This window comes from Phragmitibacter flavus (assembly GCF_005780165.1).
Taxonomy (GTDB): domain Bacteria; phylum Verrucomicrobiota; class Verrucomicrobiia; order Verrucomicrobiales; family Verrucomicrobiaceae; genus Phragmitibacter; species Phragmitibacter flavus.
Map to the genome: position 1 here is coordinate 136,313 of NZ_VAUV01000004.1, position 19,890 is coordinate 156,202.

6 protein-coding genes and 1 tRNA gene are annotated in these 19,890 nt (G+C 52.0%); 4 read left to right on the forward strand and 3 right to left on the reverse strand.

The genetic code is table 11. From position 1 onward, the window contains the following. The first annotated feature begins 93 nt into the window (after positions 1-93). The 4 genes from FEM03_RS05790 to FEM03_RS05805 all read left to right on the forward strand — a co-directional run bounded on the left by FEM03_RS05790 (position 94) and on the right by FEM03_RS05805 (position 3,092). Positions 94-999: a hydroxypyruvate isomerase family protein gene (locus tag FEM03_RS05790; RefSeq protein WP_138085245.1), complete on the forward strand. Its 906-nt coding sequence runs from the start codon at positions 94-96 to the stop codon at positions 997-999. Between the two features lie 141 nt (positions 1,000-1,140). Next, on the forward strand, positions 1,141-2,076 hold the full coding sequence (locus FEM03_RS05795; RefSeq protein ID WP_138085246.1) for an ABC transporter ATP-binding protein: 936 nt from the start codon (positions 1,141-1,143) through the stop codon (positions 2,074-2,076). Next, a complete protein-coding gene (locus FEM03_RS05800; RefSeq protein WP_166442653.1) occupies positions 2,073-2,921 on the forward strand; it encodes an ABC transporter permease in 849 nt (282 codons plus the stop codon). Before FEM03_RS05795 ends, FEM03_RS05800 begins: the two co-directional genes overlap by 4 nt. 86 nt (positions 2,922-3,007) lie before the next feature. Then, positions 3,008-3,092 (forward strand) — tRNA-Leu (locus FEM03_RS05805). Between the two features lie 270 nt (positions 3,093-3,362). Here the strand turns inward: FEM03_RS05805 and FEM03_RS05810 are convergent. The 3 genes from FEM03_RS05810 to FEM03_RS05820 all read right to left on the reverse strand — a co-directional run bounded on the left by FEM03_RS05810 (position 3,363) and on the right by FEM03_RS05820 (position 19,882). Further along, positions 3,363-4,421: a transposase gene (locus FEM03_RS05810; RefSeq protein ID WP_138085248.1), complete on the reverse strand. Its 1,059-nt coding sequence runs from the start codon at positions 4,419-4,421 to the stop codon at positions 3,363-3,365. Positions 4,422-4,763: 342 nt separating this feature from the next. Then, positions 4,764-5,159: an SMI1/KNR4 family protein gene (locus FEM03_RS05815; RefSeq protein ID WP_138085249.1), complete on the reverse strand. Its 396-nt coding sequence runs from the start codon at positions 5,157-5,159 to the stop codon at positions 4,764-4,766. After that, the gene (locus FEM03_RS05820) at positions 5,159-19,882 is read right to left on the reverse strand and encodes an RHS repeat-associated core domain-containing protein (protein ID WP_138085250.1); all 14,724 of its coding nucleotides are present in this window, start codon (positions 19,880-19,882) and stop codon (positions 5,159-5,161) included. The genes FEM03_RS05815 and FEM03_RS05820 overlap by 1 nt, the downstream gene beginning before the upstream one ends. Between the last annotated feature and the right edge of the window lie 8 nt (positions 19,883-19,890).

Genomic DNA, 19,890 nt, shown 5'->3' on the forward strand with positions numbered 1-19,890 from the left:
CCTTGAGCCCAAGAGCCATCAACCGTTCCAACAATTTCTCTCCCAGCTTCCATTGCACTTGGCAACCGCCTCCCGTTCCGCCAGACTCGCGCCATGAATTCTTCGCCTCTCTCGCGTCGCCGACTTCTCCAGTCCAGCGCCTTTGCTGCCGTTGCCACCTCCCTCCACCACCGACTCTCCGCCGCCGACGTCGCTGCGGGTTCCGAGTTGAAGGGCCGAATCAATCATTCCGTCTGCAAATGGTGTTACTCCAAAATTCCGCTCGATGACCTCTGCACCGCCGGCAAAGCCATGGGCCTCAGTTCCGTCGAACTGGTTGATCCCCCCGATTTCCCCACGCTGAAAAAACACGGGCTCACCGCCGCCATGGTCAGCTTCCCAACCATTGCCGGGCCTTCTGATCCAAAAGTCGGCCGCATAGAAAACGCCTTCAACGACCCCGCCAATCACGACCTGCTCATCCAGGCCTACGAACCCCTCATCAAAGCAAGTGCCGAGTTCGGAGCCAAACAAGTCATCTGCTTCTCCGGCAACCGCAATGGCATGGATGACGAAGTCGGGCTGAAAAACTGCGCCGAAGGCCTCAAAAAACTGCTGCCCATCGCCGAGAAACACAAGATCACCCTCGTCATGGAACTCCTCAACAGCCGCGTGAACCACAAGGATTACATGTGCGACAAAAGCGCCTGGGGCGTCGCCCTCTGCAAAGAAATTGGCTCCGAAAACTTCAAACTCCTCTTCGACATTTACCACATGCAGATCATGGAGGGCGACATCATCGCCACCATCAAACGCGACCACCAATACTTTGCCCACTACCACACCGGCGGCGTTCCCGGCCGCGCTGAAATCGACGAAACCCAGGAACTTCATTACCCCGCCATCATGCGTGCGATCGTCGAAACTGGTTACAAGGGCCACGTCGGCCAGGAGTTCATCCCCAAACGCGAAGACAAACTGGCCTCCCTCAAACAAGGGGTGCAGATCTGCGACGTTTAAACCAAAGTTCTTGGTTCTTCGTTCTTGGTTCTTGGTTCTCAAACAGAACTCAATTCCAAACGCACCAATAGTTCCAACAACCCCCGCATCATCCTGCGTCCACATAACCAAGAACCAAGAACCAAGAACAGTATTTATCGAATGATCACCGCCACCGCCCTGCGCAAACGCTTCACCAGCGAACGCCTGGCGCTGGATGACGTCAGCTTCTCTGTCGAAAAAGGGCAAATCGTCGGCCTGCTCGGACACAACGGAGCTGGCAAAAGCACCATCGTCGGCATCATGCTGGGCATGGTCCGACCCGACCACGGCGAAGTCATCCTTGGCGGCATCTCCGTGCAACGCCACCGCACCCAGGCCCTCCGTCAGGTTGGGGCCATCTTCGAAGCGCCCAGCTTCTACGAATACATGACCGGCTGGCAGAATCTCCGCGCTCTCTGTGCCTTGAGCGGCTGGTGGATCGATGCCGAAGTCCATCGCGTGCTCGAACTCGTGCGACTCAGTGATCGCATCCACCACAAGGTCGCCACTTACAGCCATGGCATGCGTCAGAGGCTCGCCCTCGCCCAAGCACTGCTGCCCATGCCACGCATCCTGCTGCTCGACGAACCGACCGACGGACTCGACCCCGAAGGCATTCACGAATTTCGCTCCACCATCCTGAAGCTGCGTGAAGAACAAAACCTCACCATCCTGATGAATTCCCACCTTCTCAGCGAGGTCGAGCTGATGTGCGATCGCTGCGTCGTCCTGCATGGCGGTCGCAAGATTTACGAAGGCGAAGTCCCTTCCGATGGCGGACTCTCCGCCGCCCAACCTCGCTACCAACTCCTCACTCCCAACCCCAACCTCGCCGCCGCAACGCTGAAAGCCCTCGGTGCCCCCTACGATCCATCCAGCCACCTCGTTTCTTTGCCCGGAGGAGTCAGCGGTCCCCAGCTCCTCGCGCGCCTCGTTCAGGCAGGCGTTCCCATCGATTCATGGAGCCCCTTTCGCCAGACGCTGGAAGACTGGTATCTGCAACTCACCCATTCCGATCCTGCTTCAAACCAACAACCGCCTTCCCCATCCTCATGAAGCAATTCCTCTGGCAATGGGGTGCCGAACTCCGCAAAATGCTCGCCCGTAAACGCACCTTCCTCGGGTTCGGCGCGTTTCTGGCCCTTGAGGCCATCCTTCTGGTCGTGTTCCAACTCGATGGCGTGGAAAGATTCTTCCGGCGCATGATCTCAACCCAGGGCGAGTCCTTTGATTCCTACTTCTCCGCCCTCACCCTCGCCTATCTGGTGGTGCGCATGGCCATCTTTCTCCTCGGCGGCATCTATCTGACCCTCGTCGCCGGCGACGTCGTTGCCAAGGAAAGCGAAGACGGCAACCTGCGCCTGCTTCTTACCCGACCCATCAGCCGCACCCGACTGCTCGCCATCAAGTTCGCCAGTTGCCTCGTCTACTGCTTCGTTCTCATCCAGTTCATCGCCTGGAGCGCCCTGTTGCTCGGCGTCATCGTGCGCGGCTGGGGCGGCGGCCTGTTTGCCTTTGCCCCTGAGCAGGAATTCATGGCCTTTTACGATGCCCGCGAGGGTCTCTGGCGGTATGCCCTAAGCACCATAACGCTCTCGGTCAGCATGAGCATGGCGTGCTGCATCGCGTTCTTTTTCTCCTGCTGGCGCATCAAACCCTCCGCCGCCACCATCACCGCCCTTTCCTACCTCTTTCTCGACATGATCCTGCGCGAAAGCGGTTTCATGCACAACTACCGCCACCTGCTCATCACCCACTACATGAACGTGTGGAGCATGGTGCTGTTTGAAAACATCCCCTGGGCGGTGATCCTGCGTCATTACGCCATCCTCGCCGGCATCGGGCTCACCCTTTTCGTCGCCGGAGCCGCCATCTTTGAAAGCCGCGATCTAAAATCCTGACGCATCGACAACCACACTTTCCGAATTTCCCGCTGGCCAAGCCCGCAACCTCCGCCTACAACTTGAACGTTAGCAGATCTCAAAAAGCCGTTGTGGCGAAATGGTAGACGCAACGGACTTAAAATCCGTTGATGAGCGATCATCGTGTGGGTTCGAGTCCCACCAGCGGTATTTTAATTAGTTGATATTGAGCGACTTGCGCATCCTATCCCCGTGAGGGGTGGTCGTCGGATGCGAACCAACGCGAACTGAAAAGCATCAAAACGAACGGATTTAAGCGGACAATAAGCGGATGGTTTTTTCAAAGGTGCACAGACAGCGACCCCCAATCAATTTTTCGGTCACCGACGTCTCCAACCTCATTTCTCGCCTTGGAATGCTGTGAGGCTGTTGTGGCAGTAGGGATCTTGTTCTCAGAATTCGAATCGCTGAGCCTAAAGATCAGCTCGTCACCTTCAAATCCATATCTTTGCGCAAATCACGCAAGGAGCACAGACCACCAAAATCCGCTCCACGCATGGCCCGCGCCCCATCAGCACGCTTCGATCCAAATCGATCCCGCTGTGCATTGAACACCCGATCCACAAATCCCCGGCTGCCAATCACCGCCCCATCCACAAAATACCTCACCCGGCAGCGCAACATTTCCCCTCGTGTCAGACACCCCTTTCTTGCACGTTCCGCTTCCACTACCACACGATCAAATCCCTTCCGATTGCCTTTCGCTCCTTTTCCCAACGCCGATTGCATCACACGCGACTTCTCATCCCCCGTGTCGGCCGATCCGTAGATCTCCACTCGGTAAAGGGCCATTGCCTTCAAACCCTTCGGTAATCGCAAGTCTGCATGTGCCATCACCTTCTCGATGCCCCGCACCGCCACCTTCACCCCGGCCACGGCCGCTCCATAGCCACACCAGCGATAGTCCTTGGGATCGTCCACCAACCCCGCTCGCACCGGATTCAAATCGATATACGCCCCCACCATCGCCAAGGCATTCAAATCGCCTTCCACCAGCGTGCTGCGATAACGGTCTTCCCACAACGTTCCCCGCCGACCATGTCGCTTGTTATACCACTGCGTAAAACGCTGTTTTAGCGTCTTCATGAACTGGCTGATGTCCCACATGCGCGACAACCACCCATCGATCACCCTCTGTGCTGCTTCATGCGCACCTGCTGCACGGAACTGCCGAATCTGCTCCTCAATCATCCACGCCCGTTGTTTGCCGTGACACCCAGCAATCAGCTTTAACAAAGCCTCTTCTGACATTCCCTCCTCAGGCCGCTTTCGCACCTCCACCAAAAGATGGAAGTGATTGGACATGAGGCAATAAGTCAGCACCCGCACTTGGCAAACCCCTTCATAAAGCCGCATCAGCGACACAAATTCCGCCCTTTCTTCATCGCCAAGCACAAACTGCCGATCCACCACTCGCGAAACGCAGTGGTAATGGGCAACCTCCCACTCCTTGGGAGCTTTGAGCCGGGATTGACGCATGACGTGAGCGTAGCCAGATCAAACATTAAGGCAAGCGCTCTCTTATTAAGGGACAGACACTTACTTTCGGGCGAGAGTAGCGGTAGTGGGCATAAAAAAATTTACATCCTTGCCACACCGTCAAGTGATAACTTCAACTAAGTGTGCTGCACGGCATCGCCTCAGTTAGTTGGAGTGTTTTGAATCCCTGATGCAGCGACCCGCCTGCGCCTTCAAGAGTCCTCAAAAACCCCCGGTTGGCAGGAAATCGTTCCCAATATTGGACACTGTTCCATTTCTTATTAAGGGACAGACACTCTATTTTCAGCATAAAATACTCACCCAATATAGAGAACAGCGCATTTATTCGTCTGAAATAACGATGCGGGCAAGTAAGTCGCTGAAGGTGTCTGCAACTTTTCGGGAAGTTGTTCGCCCTCCATAATAGTTGATGAAGTGAAGGGAGTTTTCGCGATCGATCACATAAAGGTTACCCAACTCACAATCTGCGATAGGCAACACGCAGTCCCCTCTCAAATCAGCATGTATTTCTAATTTGGAGATCACTACATCGGCTCCGAAGAAAGCTAGAATAGGTAGCTCCACGTTGCCATCAACCAAGCCACCTACAAATGCGCCTCCATACTCACAAGCGAAGACTCGGTAGTCCTCTGGCAGTGTGCGTCCCAAAAACTGTTCGATACTAGTGATGTCTGTTTGAGTAAACGGAGTGGCTGGTTCAATTCGCGGGTCTAACATTAGGTTCCTCCTCGTAGTTGTTGTGCTCCTCCTGAGTGGTGAAGGCTATGAATGGGAGCGGGCACGATCTGAACTTCTTCTCCACCAGCATGGTGTAGGCGAACTTTTTGGGTCGAAAGCCACTCCTTCAGAGCTCGCTGCGTCATTTTGGCCTGAGATGCCATCTGCTGCAACATCAATGTTCGATCACCACCAGGATCTCCGGTTAGCCCGGGAACCCTAAATGTGCTCGAGATCCCACCCGGCCCTGGAACGGCGTAATCTCTAAAGTCGGGAATGCCATTTCGCCATGGGACAGTAGAACCGCGCGGAACTCCCATAACTGCAGCAATATTGTCCGACAACGCAAAAGCAGAGTTTCCAACATCTCCGACAAATCGACCATTGCCGACTGCTGGCATCTGGAATCCAGGGGGCGGGGTCCACCTTGCAGCACTATTTGCCGTAGTCATAGAGCTGGCAACTGTAGGGCCTCTTATTGCCCCGCTGTATGCAACCGCAGTGCCCATAACGGCGTCTCTTAGCCCAGTGGACACACCAGCACCTACATCGTAATACCCGTATCCAGCATAATGATTTTTAAGGGTTTCCAGGTCTTTAATACCCTGAGCACTTGACGTGTAGCTGCTGCCGTGCACTGCTTTATCTGCCCAATGAGTAATCTGCAACACTCCCTGAGCTCCGCCCACGGCAGTATTGATTACACCGTCACTCAGGTATGCTGCTGTTGCATTAAGATCACGCCAAGTGCCATATGCGAAATCGGCTGCCGAAGTCTTAACATTTCCCCAAAGGCCGCCACCCGAGGACAGACTGCTCTGAGTCGGTGGTTTATACGAAAAAGTCGGGATTTGCGGTGCTTCGTTTAAAAAGCGCTGATACCTCCCAGTAGGATCTACAAAATTCACCGGATCACCACCTGAGAACGAATAAAGATCCATGCTGGCACTATGTCCCAGCGGATCCGGCGACAAGAATCGACCGCCCGTTGCATCATAATACCGGGTGCCCATGTGGTAGTAGCCCGTTACATCCATCCTTCTGCATTGCCAGCCGAGGGTGTGAATGACAGCGGCCCCACTATTCAGAGTGTAGGTGGAACTGCCCGCAGCAGGTCCATACGCCTGCGAACGTGTCATGCTCCAGCGGGCCGTCATGGTGGCGACTTCTACATGAGCCGTGATGTGACCATAATAATTATCGATCACGGCGGTCTTGGCTCCATCGGTTTCTTCCACCAATGCCTCGAGTCCGCCTATGCCATGCAATCCCCCATAAGTTCCATTGGCATCCGGACCATGCACCTTCCAAGTTCGACGCTCACTGCCTGTCACCCCGATCTGCCGGGTCTCCACAGCGATTTCTAGGAACTCGACCAATGGGTCATACCATGAGCCTTCCTCAAATGCAGCTCCCTGAGCGACATTGGCTCGAACAATCTGAGTGATCGTGTTTACTCGGCGGCCTAGGCCATCATACCTGGCGGTCCAATCATAGCCGTGACTGTTCAAGTCACGCTCCAACACTTGGATCAGGCGTCCTTGACCATCCCAGGTCAGGCTCTGTGTGCGCACCGTGGTAGAGCCAGTGGTCCAGATTCGCTCAATGAGATTGCCCTCTTCGTCATATTGGTTTTGCACCTCAAGCAGATTCCGCTGCAGTGTGAAGGCGGTCTGTGTGCTGGTGCTAAAGTTTCCACTGGGATGATCCGCCCTGGCATGCAACTTGTAATTGCCCGGCCACAAGCGCATCGGCGCGCGCCACGCCCCCTGCTCATCTAATGGGCCCGGGTGGCTCACCGGACCGACGGAGGCTCGTGACGATTCCGAATTCGCATGTTCCAATGCGAGGCTGACCTTGAGCGCCCCCAGAGAAATTCCCTCTGCATCAAAATCGCTGGCTTGGTGGTTCGACTGCTCACGCAGGATTCGCGCGAAATTATTGGTGGCGCCGTTGTCCGAAACATTCACAAAGGATTTAAAATCCGCTGGTGCCGCTGCGCCCTGAATTGCGCTGGTTCGAATGCCCAGGCCAGGATGTCCTTGATCATAGGCATAACTCAGGCTGCTAGATCCACCTTGAGCAAGCGCAAATCCTTCATTAACCAACCGGCGGCGACCCAGATCATAATTATAGGAACGTCCATCGGTCCAGGCAGCCATTGCATCGTTCGGCAACAAACCGTGCTGTGCTGAGTAGGAAGCCTGACGGTCATCGTCCAACCATGTAAGCCCCTCCGCAAGCACCGTGCCCGTGACACCCGTTATCTGAGTAGTGGTCGAAGTCACACGACCGCGGACATCCCGACTGGTGACATTATAGTCCCGCCACGCGTTGTTGCGGGAACTGATAAGACCATTGGTCTGGTAACTGTAATTAAAATTGTTCCCGGCAGAGGTGACGCTTTTCAGCATGCCATTTGCCTGCCATCCAAAGGTGTAGCTCCCACCTGCTGCACTCCCCAGACGGGGAACGCCATTGCCAACTGCAAGTGAATCACGCCGTCCAGCAGCGTTGTAACCATTGGTCAAATGGCGCTGAACCGTGCCATCTAAGCTGACTTTCTCATCGCCAACGCGGCCTTGTTCATCGTAGACACGATTGATAATGGAATAGCCAGCTACCGTGTCCTCCCGCAATGCCGTCACGAGGCTGCGAGGATCATCATAGGCAAAAGTGCGTTTGACATAATCGCTCTGACCCGCAGTGCCGACAGTGTAGGTGTCTGGTCTGCGCCAGTCATCATAAGCATAGGTATGATGACGGTAGGCAGATGAAGTGACCTGCTGCTCAAAGTAATGGAGTAGACCTCCATCCTTGCCGACATTTGCCGGATGATAGTGATACACATAATTTCGCGTGCTGGAACTGCCTGATTTGAGTGATTTTTCTATAATGCGGCCTGCTGCATCAAACTTTTGGTGTTCCACCAGGCCACCTACAACCGGTGGCTGCGAACCTCCTGCTGCGGCCCCGGGCATTCGTCGTTCAACAATGTATCCCACAATATTGTTGGAGCCATCGCGGACATAGTCATAGAACATCGCCACCTTGGCTCCGTCCGGCATGGTAGTTCCCAGCGGGCGCCCCAAGCCGTCAAAAGTGCTCTTAGCCAGAGTGCTGTCAGCACCGCCGATACCGTCCAGATTCCCGGTGGTAAAAGTCCGAATTTCATTGGCCAACATGTCATATTCGTTTCGCACGTAGCCGCCTCCCTGTTTTATTTCCAGCACAGTGGCACCAGCAGTGTCTGTGAAGACGACCGAAGACTTGATGGCCTCGCCACCCACTCCTGAAACGGTCTGAACTGCATTTTGACCTTTGATCCTGCTGGAACCACCGGGGACAATAGGCTCATAGTCCGTGGTTAGCTGACTCACCACGGCACCCGCGGAATCTAGGGTTTGTGACAACACTGGACGCCCCAGTGCATCATGAGTGGTCACCGTTTTCTCATTCAAGGCATTGTAGGTCATGGCCACCACACCCGCCGCATCATAAATGTGCCCGACCGCAAGGGCAGGGTTAGGCGCTCCAGGAGTGTGCGGCTGCGTCGTCTGCAATACGCGCCCGAGTTTGTCGTAGGCGCTGGTTATCTGATAACCGGCTGCATCTGTAGCGCTCACCACTTGTCCACGGGCATTTGCAGCAACAACCTGAGGAAGTCCCAACGTTGCGCCTGTGACATTTTTGGTCGTCTTGGTTGCCGTGCGAGCCGCATCGTCATAGGTATGAAGCACATAAGTATGCGAAGTTAGTGGCTCCTTCTTCAAACGCCCGTCCAGATAATATTCCCAATACAGCACGGTGCCGTCTGGGTTCTCCTGCTTCCAAGGGCTTCCCGTCTGCGTATGGAAAGTTTTGGTGATGCCCCCCGTCGGGCTGGTCACAGTGACTGATTTGTCACGTGGAATATTGTTCCCATCCAGCTCATAATTAAAGCTGGCAAACGTTGACGCCAGCACAGTCCCGGCGGCCTGCCAGTCACCCTGATAGGCATGAACCTCTATATTACGACCCGCACCGTCATATTTCATGCGAGTGGTGTTCCCATGCGGATCAGTGACTTTAACCAGATCACCAAACAGGCTGTATGCTTTCTTGGTGGTGGCATACAGTTCTGGCCCGGGCACTTCTTCAACGCCCGTCCCATCCGCTTTGGCGCGGCTACGCCACATGACTTCCTCCACCACGCGACCCATGCCGTCATAGCGAGCAAAAGTGTAGTCTTCAGGGGCAAAACGCGGTCCGTCGGTCCACTCTACCTCACCGTTCTGGTTGTAATAAACGTAGTTCCAGCCCACCTGTTTACCGGCAGCGTCCAGACGCTCCTCCCAAATGCGGCGGCCCATGTTGTCATAAGAGTAACGTGTCTTTCTGCCAGCGGCGTCTTCGCTCTCCAATATTTCTTTGCGTTGGTTGTAACGATAGCGAGTCACCACGTTCGGAGCCACACTGCTGTCGGAGCCACTATAGGCAATCTGTTGGATCGGCAGACCTGAGCGGTCATAGGACCAACTAGTAACCGCCACGTCTCCATCGACCCCAGAACTGGTGGAGATGGTTAGTCCTCGACCAAAAGGCACAACTCCCCCCCCAACTTCGCCATAGGTGTTAACTGACTTCGTGATCACTGTTGAACCGAGCGAAATCGTCGTTTCGGTTGGCAGATATGGATCTAGCGCGTAGCCATAGATGACATTTGTAACTTTACCCGTAGCAGCGCCCGTGATTGGGTCCGGTGCTGTTTGGCGGAATGGCAGGTGTAGACTGTTGTATTCTGTGGTCGAAACGGCAGTTTCGGTGGTGGCTGGGTTGCCATCCAGATCACCTGTGACAGAAGTCTCAACAGGGTTCCCGCTGGCGTCGTATTTGTAGTTAGTGATCAATCCACGTTGGTCAATTGTGCGCTTAATGCTGCGACGATAGCCACCTGGCTCGGTTTGCGACACGGTGTCAGGATAGTATTCCGTAGTGGTAGTGTATCCCATGGGGTCCACCACCTTGGTCAGCCTGTTATCCACATAGTGATATTCCGTCTTGCGATCATAGGCATCGAAGACCTCCACATAACCGGTGCTGAGCTTGGTGGTGGTATCGGTCACCAGGTTGGAATAGTTGAACCGGGCACTGAGGCGAGGTTCATAGGATTCCGCCACCGGGTCATTGGCATTGGCCACCGGAACAGGCTGGTCCACTGCAGTGCCGGTGCCAGGTTTGCCGACGTTACTGAATTGGCGGAGCACCCGACGGGACTCAGCATATTTGGTCGGATCTGAAGCCTTTCGCTCGTATTCATTGATGAGGACACGGCCTTCCGGCTTGATTTCCTTCACCAAGAGGTGGGTCGAGATCTTCTCGGTCCGCACAGGAGAACTATTGGCTACCGTTTCATCCTGGAGAGCATACTCATAGACCTCTTTTGAGCCATCCGGACGCTGGACTTCAATGAGATCACCGTAGTTATTGTATCGGTAGTGTATTCGTCGACCATCGCTGGCGAAAGCTTCAGTGACGCAACCCGAGACATTATAATAGAAACCAACGAAACTTCCACTGCTACTCAAGATACGCTTGAGCATTCCATAATCTGAAGTGTTTGGGGTGGTGTAATAGCTAAACTCGTAATAGTTGCCGGAATGATCGTGCCAACGGTTTAAATAAGGACGCTGTCTTTGAACAGTAGTGCTACCGCTAGTGACAGGGAACGACCTCACTTCATACTCGCGCAGGCTGCCGTCATGGCCTTTCAATCGATAAAGCGTCTTACCGTTGGCTGTGCTCAATTCAATGAAATTGTGATGAAGTCGCCCGTTTTCGGTATTCTGCAATTCTGGGTTGTCCTCCCATCTGACCACCCATTTGTTGCTGGAACCGACACGGGTGTAGGCTACGACGTTTCCGTCCATTTCGGCGGCGTAGATGTTTGCCCCGGTTTCATCAACCAAGAGATACGGCATCAGCGACGATTTCCATCCGTATCCAAAGTCATTTCTCGTGGTATTGCGACTGCCATAGTTTCTCCGAATCTGCAGCGGCATGCCTCCCGCCAACGTAAGATCAACCGTGTCATGATAAAACTCACCTGTCAGCACGTTGACTGGATCGCTCACCATGTTGGATGCGGTGTTCACAATCCCTTTCAAGAAGTTGCCATGATTTGTCACATATCCTGCAATGGTTTGCTGCGCGGCAGCCGTAATGGAACCAACGGATTTATGAAACACCGATTGGGCATAGGATTGAACAACAACTGGGTCCAAGAGCGCGGCATAGTTAGCAAAGAACGGAAAATAGGAAATGAAACTTTTGACCGTCGCCACAGCGCTTACGATCTGTGGTATCGAGGGCGTTGGTGGCTCTTTATAAGTTACAACCAAGTTCCCCAAGCCCGTGAAGTGCATCACCGTGTTGACAACCTTAACGGCTGCCGCGGCCACATTCAAATATGCAGCAAACGCACCGTTGAGCGATTGACCAATCAGCGCCCCTCCTTCCGATCTGCTTAGAATCAACGTTCCTACTCCATTCCATTCAGACACACCAGATGCATTCTCAGCCCCATTCACCGGGCCGGGGGTCATATAAATCGTCGTGAAATCACGGTCGTTATTCAACGTTGAAAACGCTGACTGAACACTTTGCCACTGGGGACCCGCCCAGTCTTTTAGTGACTTTGTGGTTCCTTTGAATGTGATTTGTGTATTGCCTTTGGTGATGTAATCCTCAGGTCTCAATTCGATGATATTCGCAACAGGCGTTCTCCGAAGCAGATCGAGAGTCGAAATTGCATTGGCTTTCTGATCTGGAAAGAACCGGTTAATCGTTAAGTGCTCCTGAGCTGAAATTTCACTGATGATGAATGGAGTAAACCAATCAGCAATCATCTTATTCTGGCCACCTGAATCTGGCCTCAAGTCACTTCCGCCCGCAGCCACGTTTCTTACAAAAGACATGTCTAGGATTGGATAACCCTGCTCGTAAGTGACGGGGTTGGTGTTCACTAGCTTCGCCCCAAGAGTCCCAAATCCAAAGGCCCGAGTTGACACATGTGTCACTTTGAAGAGTTTCGAGGCCTGATCCCAGGCGCGCGCCATGTTCTGATAATAACTTAGGCCCATGGTGTAAGCTATATTGTTTCTTGCCACTTCGGCACTAGGGGACGAAGCAATATTGTTAGCCCAGCTTTCCTCAGCATGAACGCGCAGCATATGAGGAGTCACTCTACCTGCATTCAGGCACCAAGCATTGAGGTCATGCCGTTTGAAACTAAGAGTCTGCTGTTCAGAAAATTCGCTTACATTTAAGAAGCTTTCACCCAGCGGGGCTCCGGCAACATAACGATGCCTTTTTGAGGTGATTTGCACCTCGAATGCCGCATAGGTCGCTGCTGCGGCCGGCACAGTGATGATTTGATCCTGCCCTAGATCTCCCGCGACACTATACGTGCCTGTGCCTGTTATACCAGAATGGAAAGACTTGGTGCTAATAGTCAAGTTATTCGCGTCCGAACGGAAAATAGTGCGGCGGTTGTGCAGGTCCAGCAGGCGCAAGGGTCCCACCTTCTGCAAATCTGTCTTCACTCCACTTGCATTGATCCCTCTGAATTGGAACTCCACGGTGTCAAACATGCCTGGTCGCTGGCTGAGACGAGCAATGACCGTTGGAGTTTTGGCGGGATCAATATGCCACGGCTGGGGGAAATCCTCCCACATGGCAAAATTATGCTTCCGGTCAACAGCAGAATATCCAAAGTCTGAGATGTCTTTGCCAGGATGGTTAACGCTGATGTGGACCTGGAATTTCCGGATCAGCGTTTCCAATGGCGATTCATCAGCGGCCTGCGTATCGTAGACGGAGGGGTCACGCTTGATATACTTCTGGATCCACGCCATGGGATTGTTGATGTTTTCTGGCATATACTGCCAGAAGTTCAATCCTTCCTTAATCTCGGTATCTTTGAGCCAAGGGAACAGATGAACCCATTTTCCATCTACATATGCCGCCACCCATGGATAGTTCGTCGGGATTTCATGCGGAACATTGGAGGTTCCGTCAGCTTGGAGTGCTCCTTTCACCTGCATCCGTAGCATCTTCGAAAGTGTGCTATCCAATAGCGTCATGCTGTTGGTTTCAGGGAAGATGTAGGCGGCAGGATAGCCCGCGCGGCGCAGCAAATAAACCAACAACGCACATTGCTCTGCAGGCGATCCCTGTCTTTCCTGGAAGGTAGCAAGGGCCCCCCGGTTCATGCCACCCGCATTTACTGAAGCTTCCTGAAACTCGCCACGTTCGTTGTATCCGAGAGCGTCGGTCAACTCGATCTCGTTGAATACGAAGTTGGCTAGGGCCATAGGGTTGCGCCCCATGTCCGCCACAAAACCATCAAGAATAGGATGAACGCGTAGTTCAGGGGAATCTCCTAGCGTTAACAGTTCGGTGGTCGCCTGTTCCGATTGACTCAGATAGTCCAAAGCGGCATTCTCACTCACCCCACCCTCCAGGCGACATTCAGCTATTGTGCCGTTGGCACTATTTATCGCGGCGTCCGCGAAAAGCGTAGCGTTGCATGGCGTCAACGACTGATAAAACCGAACGTTATTCTTCCAGTAGCTCACGATCCCGCTCGACTGATCGCGTTGAATCTCAAGGATGTCATCTGCTGAATAGGAACCGAATTCCCCTAAATCCACGCCAGATTCGAATACGCGCAGCTTGCCAGCATTGTCCCCCGCGATTGCGTAATCAATGTCCGTCCGTTTGGTGCTCACTTTGTCAGCCTCGTCCTTGCTCAATCCCACAGATACATGAAGGTTAGATTGAGCAAATCGGAACCACAGTCGTCCTGTGTCCGACAACAGTTTCTGGCTTATGGCTCCAGAATATTGATTGCTAGAGTCTCCTGCAGCATTGGGGTTGCCACTACGCCACAGTGAGCCTGCAACTCCTTTGGTAGCACCGTTAAGATTGATCCAGTTTACTGGTTCCAACCATCCATTTGCAACCCCCTCACCGGTGTTTGTTGGGAGAGTAGCCCCATGAACAGCGCACATGGATACCCCCGCCCCCATGCTGTAGATAGCAGCGTCTGCTACTAAACCACCAAAACTTGGAACTGGTGATGTGTAAATTTTCACTCCATTCTTCCAGTAGGAAATCACAGAGCCTATTCTTCTAATCTGGAACTCATCTGACGGAACATAACTTCCAAATGCACCACGGTCTGCGCCACTCTCGTAAATACGGATCGTATTATTATCCCTAGCGGACATTCCGTATTCAATGTCTTCCCAAAAAGTGGAACGATCATTGACACCCAATCCAATGTTAACAAACTTTCCGGCTGAGTCAAAGCTGAACTTCATTCCTCCATCACCCAAGATGACCTTATCACCGACAGCACCTGAATGACTCAGTGTTGGATCGCCCTCTGCAGAAGGTGCACTGATTTTAATTAAACGTCCATTGGGACCCTCCTGGACACCATTTTCACGAATCCATACTACTGATTCAAAAAAACTTTCGATGTTATTCGGATTCGTTCCATCGCGATATTCTTGTAAATTTGACATTCCATCCCCATCCGCGTCCCCAGTGCCAAGAAAGTCTTCCAAATCGGACAACGTCGCTTCACTTCCTAACTGCGCTATTTCCCATGTGTCTGGCATACCGTCATTGTCCACATCGCCATTGATAATTCTCGCTTTAGAAATAACTGAGTTCACATGATAGAAAGCTGTGTCTATAATTACTGTCCCAGTTGATGACGACGTTGACGTATAAACCAATTGACCGTTTTTTAGGTATTTTACAGTGCTGCCAACTCGCTTGATGGTAGCAACAGTGTCAGCATTCCATGTGCCTAGATTGACTTTAAAAACTCCCTGCTCCCACACTTCAAAGGCACCTGTAGAGTGGAAGAAAATAGCGTGCTCTAATTCTTCAAAAGCCCGTGTCGTGTTCAAGTTGTTCAACCCTACAAGTAAACGGCTACCAGGAATTCCTTGGAAAGTCACACTCCCATCGCCAGGTATCAACTGTATACTCACAGCATCTGCGTCATACGCATTTCCACCAAACGTCTTCTTCAGCCCACCTTCAGCGCCTTGTGATTCCGTATTGATGTGTGAGGTCCACACAATTGATGACGATTTCGATAGATTACTAAGTGGATCGGTTTCATCCAAATATTCCTGCAGATTGGATACCCCATCCCCATCCGCATCCCCTGTGGCAATGAAGTCTTCCAGATCGGACAGCGTTACTTCAATTCCTAGCTGCGCAATTTCCCATATGTCTGGCATCCCATCATCATCCAGATCTCCCGTGATATAATATGCCTCCGTGAGCTCAGCATTTGTTGAGTCTAACGCTGCATCGACCAACAGGGGGCTGGTCGTTTTTGTTGCCGACACGTAAACGATTAATCCATCTTTCCAATATCTTATGGTGTCGCCAATTCGCTCAATGGCTAGAACTGTGTTTGCGTTCCAGTTGCCAACATTAAATTTGTGCGAACCGTTCTCATAAATGCCTAGTGTGCCTGAACTTTGTGGATGCCAGGCATAATCAAGATCTTGCCAAGTGTTGTCTAAATTGACCGCATTGAAACCTAATGCTAGGTGAGATCCGGCTAAACTTTTGAATCTGACTTTGCCATCACCCAAAATCTTCGTTCTCCCGACGGCTCCGCCGTTCCAACCGCCGCCACCTGAAATTTTCTTGAGCCCCCCTAAACTACCTTGGGCGCTATTGACGTGGGAAGTCCAAACAATGGGCTGGAACTGGGATAGATTACTTGATGGATCTGTTCCATCGCGATACTCTTGTAAATTTGACATCCCATCCCCATCCGCGTCCCCAGTGCCAAGGAATCCTTCCAAATCGGACAACGTCGCTCCACTTCCCAGCTGCGCCAGTTCCCAAGAGTCAAGCAACTCGTCACCATCCAGATCCCCCGTCACATAATACGCTTCAGTAGCACTGCTGTTAAGCGTATAGAATGCGGTGTCAACAATCAAAGGCCCTGTGGACTTCGTTGTTGACACATGAACCATATCCCCGTTCTTCCAATACCGCACTGTATCCCCCACTCGTTCAATGGACAGAACTGTATTTGCATCCCAAGTTCCGACTGTCCTAATGGTCGCTCCCGATTCATAGATAGATAGCATGGTTCCACCGTTCTGCGGATGCCAGGCATAATCAATATCTTGATATCCTTGATTCGTGTTCAACACGTTAAATCCCAGCAGAAAGTGGGACCCTGCCGATGCTTTAAATGTAACCCTTCCATCCCCAATGATCTTTTTCACGCTGATCGCGTCGGCATTGTATGTGTTATTGGCTCCACTTGTCTTCATCAGTCCACCTTCGATGCCCTGGCTTGATGTGTTCACGTGAGAACTCCAAACTATAGTCTCCACTTTTGATAGGGCGTTGGCAGGGTCTGATCCGTCCAAAAATTCTTCAAGATCACTGCGACCGTCTCCGTCGGCATCTGTCGACGGCAAATAAGCAACCACGTCGTCATATCCTGATCCCACGGGCAACTGTGCAAGCTCCCATTCATCGGCCAGGCCGTCGTTATCCGCGTCACCAGTGGAGTATCGGCACTGCAAGATTGTGGTGTTCACACTGATTAGAGAACAATCTACCCTAAGTGGCACTGCTGTTTTCTTGGGTGATGTAAACACTAAACGCTTGTCCAAATAGAATTTCACCACTTCATCTACTCGCTCTATCCGAAATTTGGAGGTGGCTGTGTAGGGACCTACGTTGATCACATTATTTCCATTCTCATAGACATAGGCTATGCCTGAGGATGCGGCATGTAGAGCGTATTCGATATCGGTAGTGGAAGCATTATCATTCGCTGGGGTAAGGCCGACAACGAAGCTGGCATTGGTTTGGCCAAAAACACACTCGATTGCCCCATCTCCTATAATTCTCTTGGATGACATCGCGTCTGCATCCCATGCACCAGAACCCGCACTTTTTCTCAGGCCTCCGTTAGTTCCGACGTTTTGCGTATTGCGATGATTAATCCAAACAACGGGCTCCATTTTGCTTAGAGCATTCAATGGCAATGTGCCGTCTTGAAACTCTTGAAGGTTGGACGATCCATCACTGTCAGGATCAGATGTCGGAAGAAACCCGAGAACATCCAGCGGGGTCGCATTCAAACCCAAGTAAGATGCCTCCCAAGCGTCTAGCATTTCATCGCCATCATTATCACCAGTAACGTATCGGCACTCGGCCACTTCACTTCCCGAAGTATAGAATGCTGTATCCACGATGATCGTTTGGAAGTTTTTGGCTGTCGAGGTGTGAACATGAACGTCATCTTTCCAGTAGCTAATGGTATCTCCGACACGCTGAATGGTAAAAACCGTATTGGCATTCCATGAGCCATAGGTCCCTACTGCCGTGGATCCCTCATAAATTTGAAGTGTCCCGTCTGACTTTGGATGCCATGCGTAGTTTAAATCAGAATAGTCTCGGTTGGTATTCACAATGTTGAATCCCACAAGCAAGTGACTTCCGGGTTTCACGCGAAAAGTGACTTTCCCATCTCCAATCAGCTTAAGGGTTCCAATTGCATCCGCGTCATAAGTGTTGTTGGAACCGGATGTTTTGCTCAAGGCACCAGTGGAATCATTGGAGGTAGTATTGACTTTTGAGGTCCAAACAACGGGAAGCGACTTGGAGAATGGATCTGCCGCGTCCGTTTTGTCTATATACTCCTGCAGATTTGTCGAGCCGTCATTGTCATAGTCTGCGCTTGGAGCAAATAGTTCAATATCGGTGATCTCATCCGATAAATCCGAGTTCACAAGGGCAAGCTCCCAAACATCTTCCATCCCATCATTATCGAGATCGGGATTCACTGCACCTTTATATCTTGCGGCTTGCAATATGGAACCCAACGATCTTGCAAATGCGTTTATATAAAGCTTGCCAATACTTGGGTTTAAGGATGAATAGATTGGTTCACCGTTCTTATAGAAGCGGACCAATACTCCGATCCTCTGAATGGAGAAAACATCATTCTCATTGTATGGCACAGCAGCAAGCCCGGGAACAGCAGTTCCATTTTGAATAACATACACTTGGTTTGAGGCGATATTCAAACCATGCACTTGTGTGACTGGTGCAGGCCCCAACGCAAGTGTTCCTGAAGCTCCGGCACGAAACCGGAATTGAACGATCCCGTCTCCATAAAAGACTTTTTCTGCATTCGCTGTTGCGTCCCATGTGCCAGAGACACCGGGAACAACTTTGGTTAACTCCGTTCCGCCTGACCCACCCCCCATCGACGAGAAGTTCCTTAGCTCGTTCCAACGAATTCCCTCGAAAAGATCACCAAAATCAAAATCCACCTCGGGAGCTTGGCTCTCAATCTCCTCAGGAGTTTTGCCATGGTAGGAAGGAGGTAGCGGTTTGCCGTTGAAGTGAGGTGTGTGCACCAGCGTCGAATGCCATGGCTGCGGACTATCGAAGTCCATTGCGTAGAGGTATCCATGCGCCCTCGAATAGACATCAAGGCCGCTTGTATTCTGTGATATGCTAGCGGAAAATGGGTAACTCGCTGTCTCCCCTACCGTTAATGTGCTATTGTAGGCAACGACAAAGCCGTATTCGTCACTCAAGGCTCGATGCGTGATGAAAAGCGGGTAGGTAGTGACATTTCCAAAGGGGCTAGTAGGGGAACCCCATTTTTCCCATTCCACACCGGTAGGGACATATTGAACGGTTGTCTCCAAGATGCCGGCTATCGTATCTTGCTTTTGGTATCCAGCATCCGCAAAGGCTTTCCAATCGGCCGCACGGGCCTCAGAATCAATACCGGGCGTAGCCGCTGGAATATTGGGTAATTGAATTACACTCTCAGAGACATATTGGCCTGTCGACTTATTGTATATTTTAATCACAAGCTCGTCGGCGGTCCAAGCGGGGGATTGACTACCTGCTACCGCCGCAAATCGATAAGCTTGTCCGACATACATAGGCGTGCCTCCAGAAGAGGCGCCGAATGCGGCGATCGGATACCGATATTTATGATAATCCAAGGTCCAAGTGCTCTCGTTGATTTTTTTATATGCGCGCGCCTGTGCCCTTTCAGGCAAACCACCGGCGACAACTGCCTTGCGATACCAAGGTTCGGGACCTTGAGGAATTACGTCTCGAGAGAGGTCCCACCCATTCTGAGCATCCAACGGCATCACGCTCCATGCGCCCACTGGGTTATCTTGAGATGGACTAAAAAGTGTGAAGACAAACACATTGCCCGGCGCAGGCATTCCTGAAGCGTTAATTTGCGGAACATCAACGTTTTCGTATTGCCCTCCAAAGGCAACGGTGAAAACAGGATTGGGACTTGCCGCCTCCTGAACCACGACGATGTCGCCCGGATCAATGTTATTCAGATTCTCTAGCGCACTTCGCATTGTGGATGCCGACGCTGTAACCAAAATTGGCGGAGTAGATTGGCCACCAAAGGAGAGAACAAATGTGCTTGTTGCAGAGCTGTTCCCGAAAACCTCAATATACTGTTTCTCATTTATAGCAGGAATGCCGGTTACGAGTTCAGCTTTCTCGATTGGTGGATCGCCATTCCAACGAGAAAACCACTTCGAGCCTGACTGTTGCGCAGTGGCACTGCTCACCCATAAAACGGCAAACAACGCTATTCTAATTCCCAAATGCTTAAGTGCTTTCATGCGTGGAG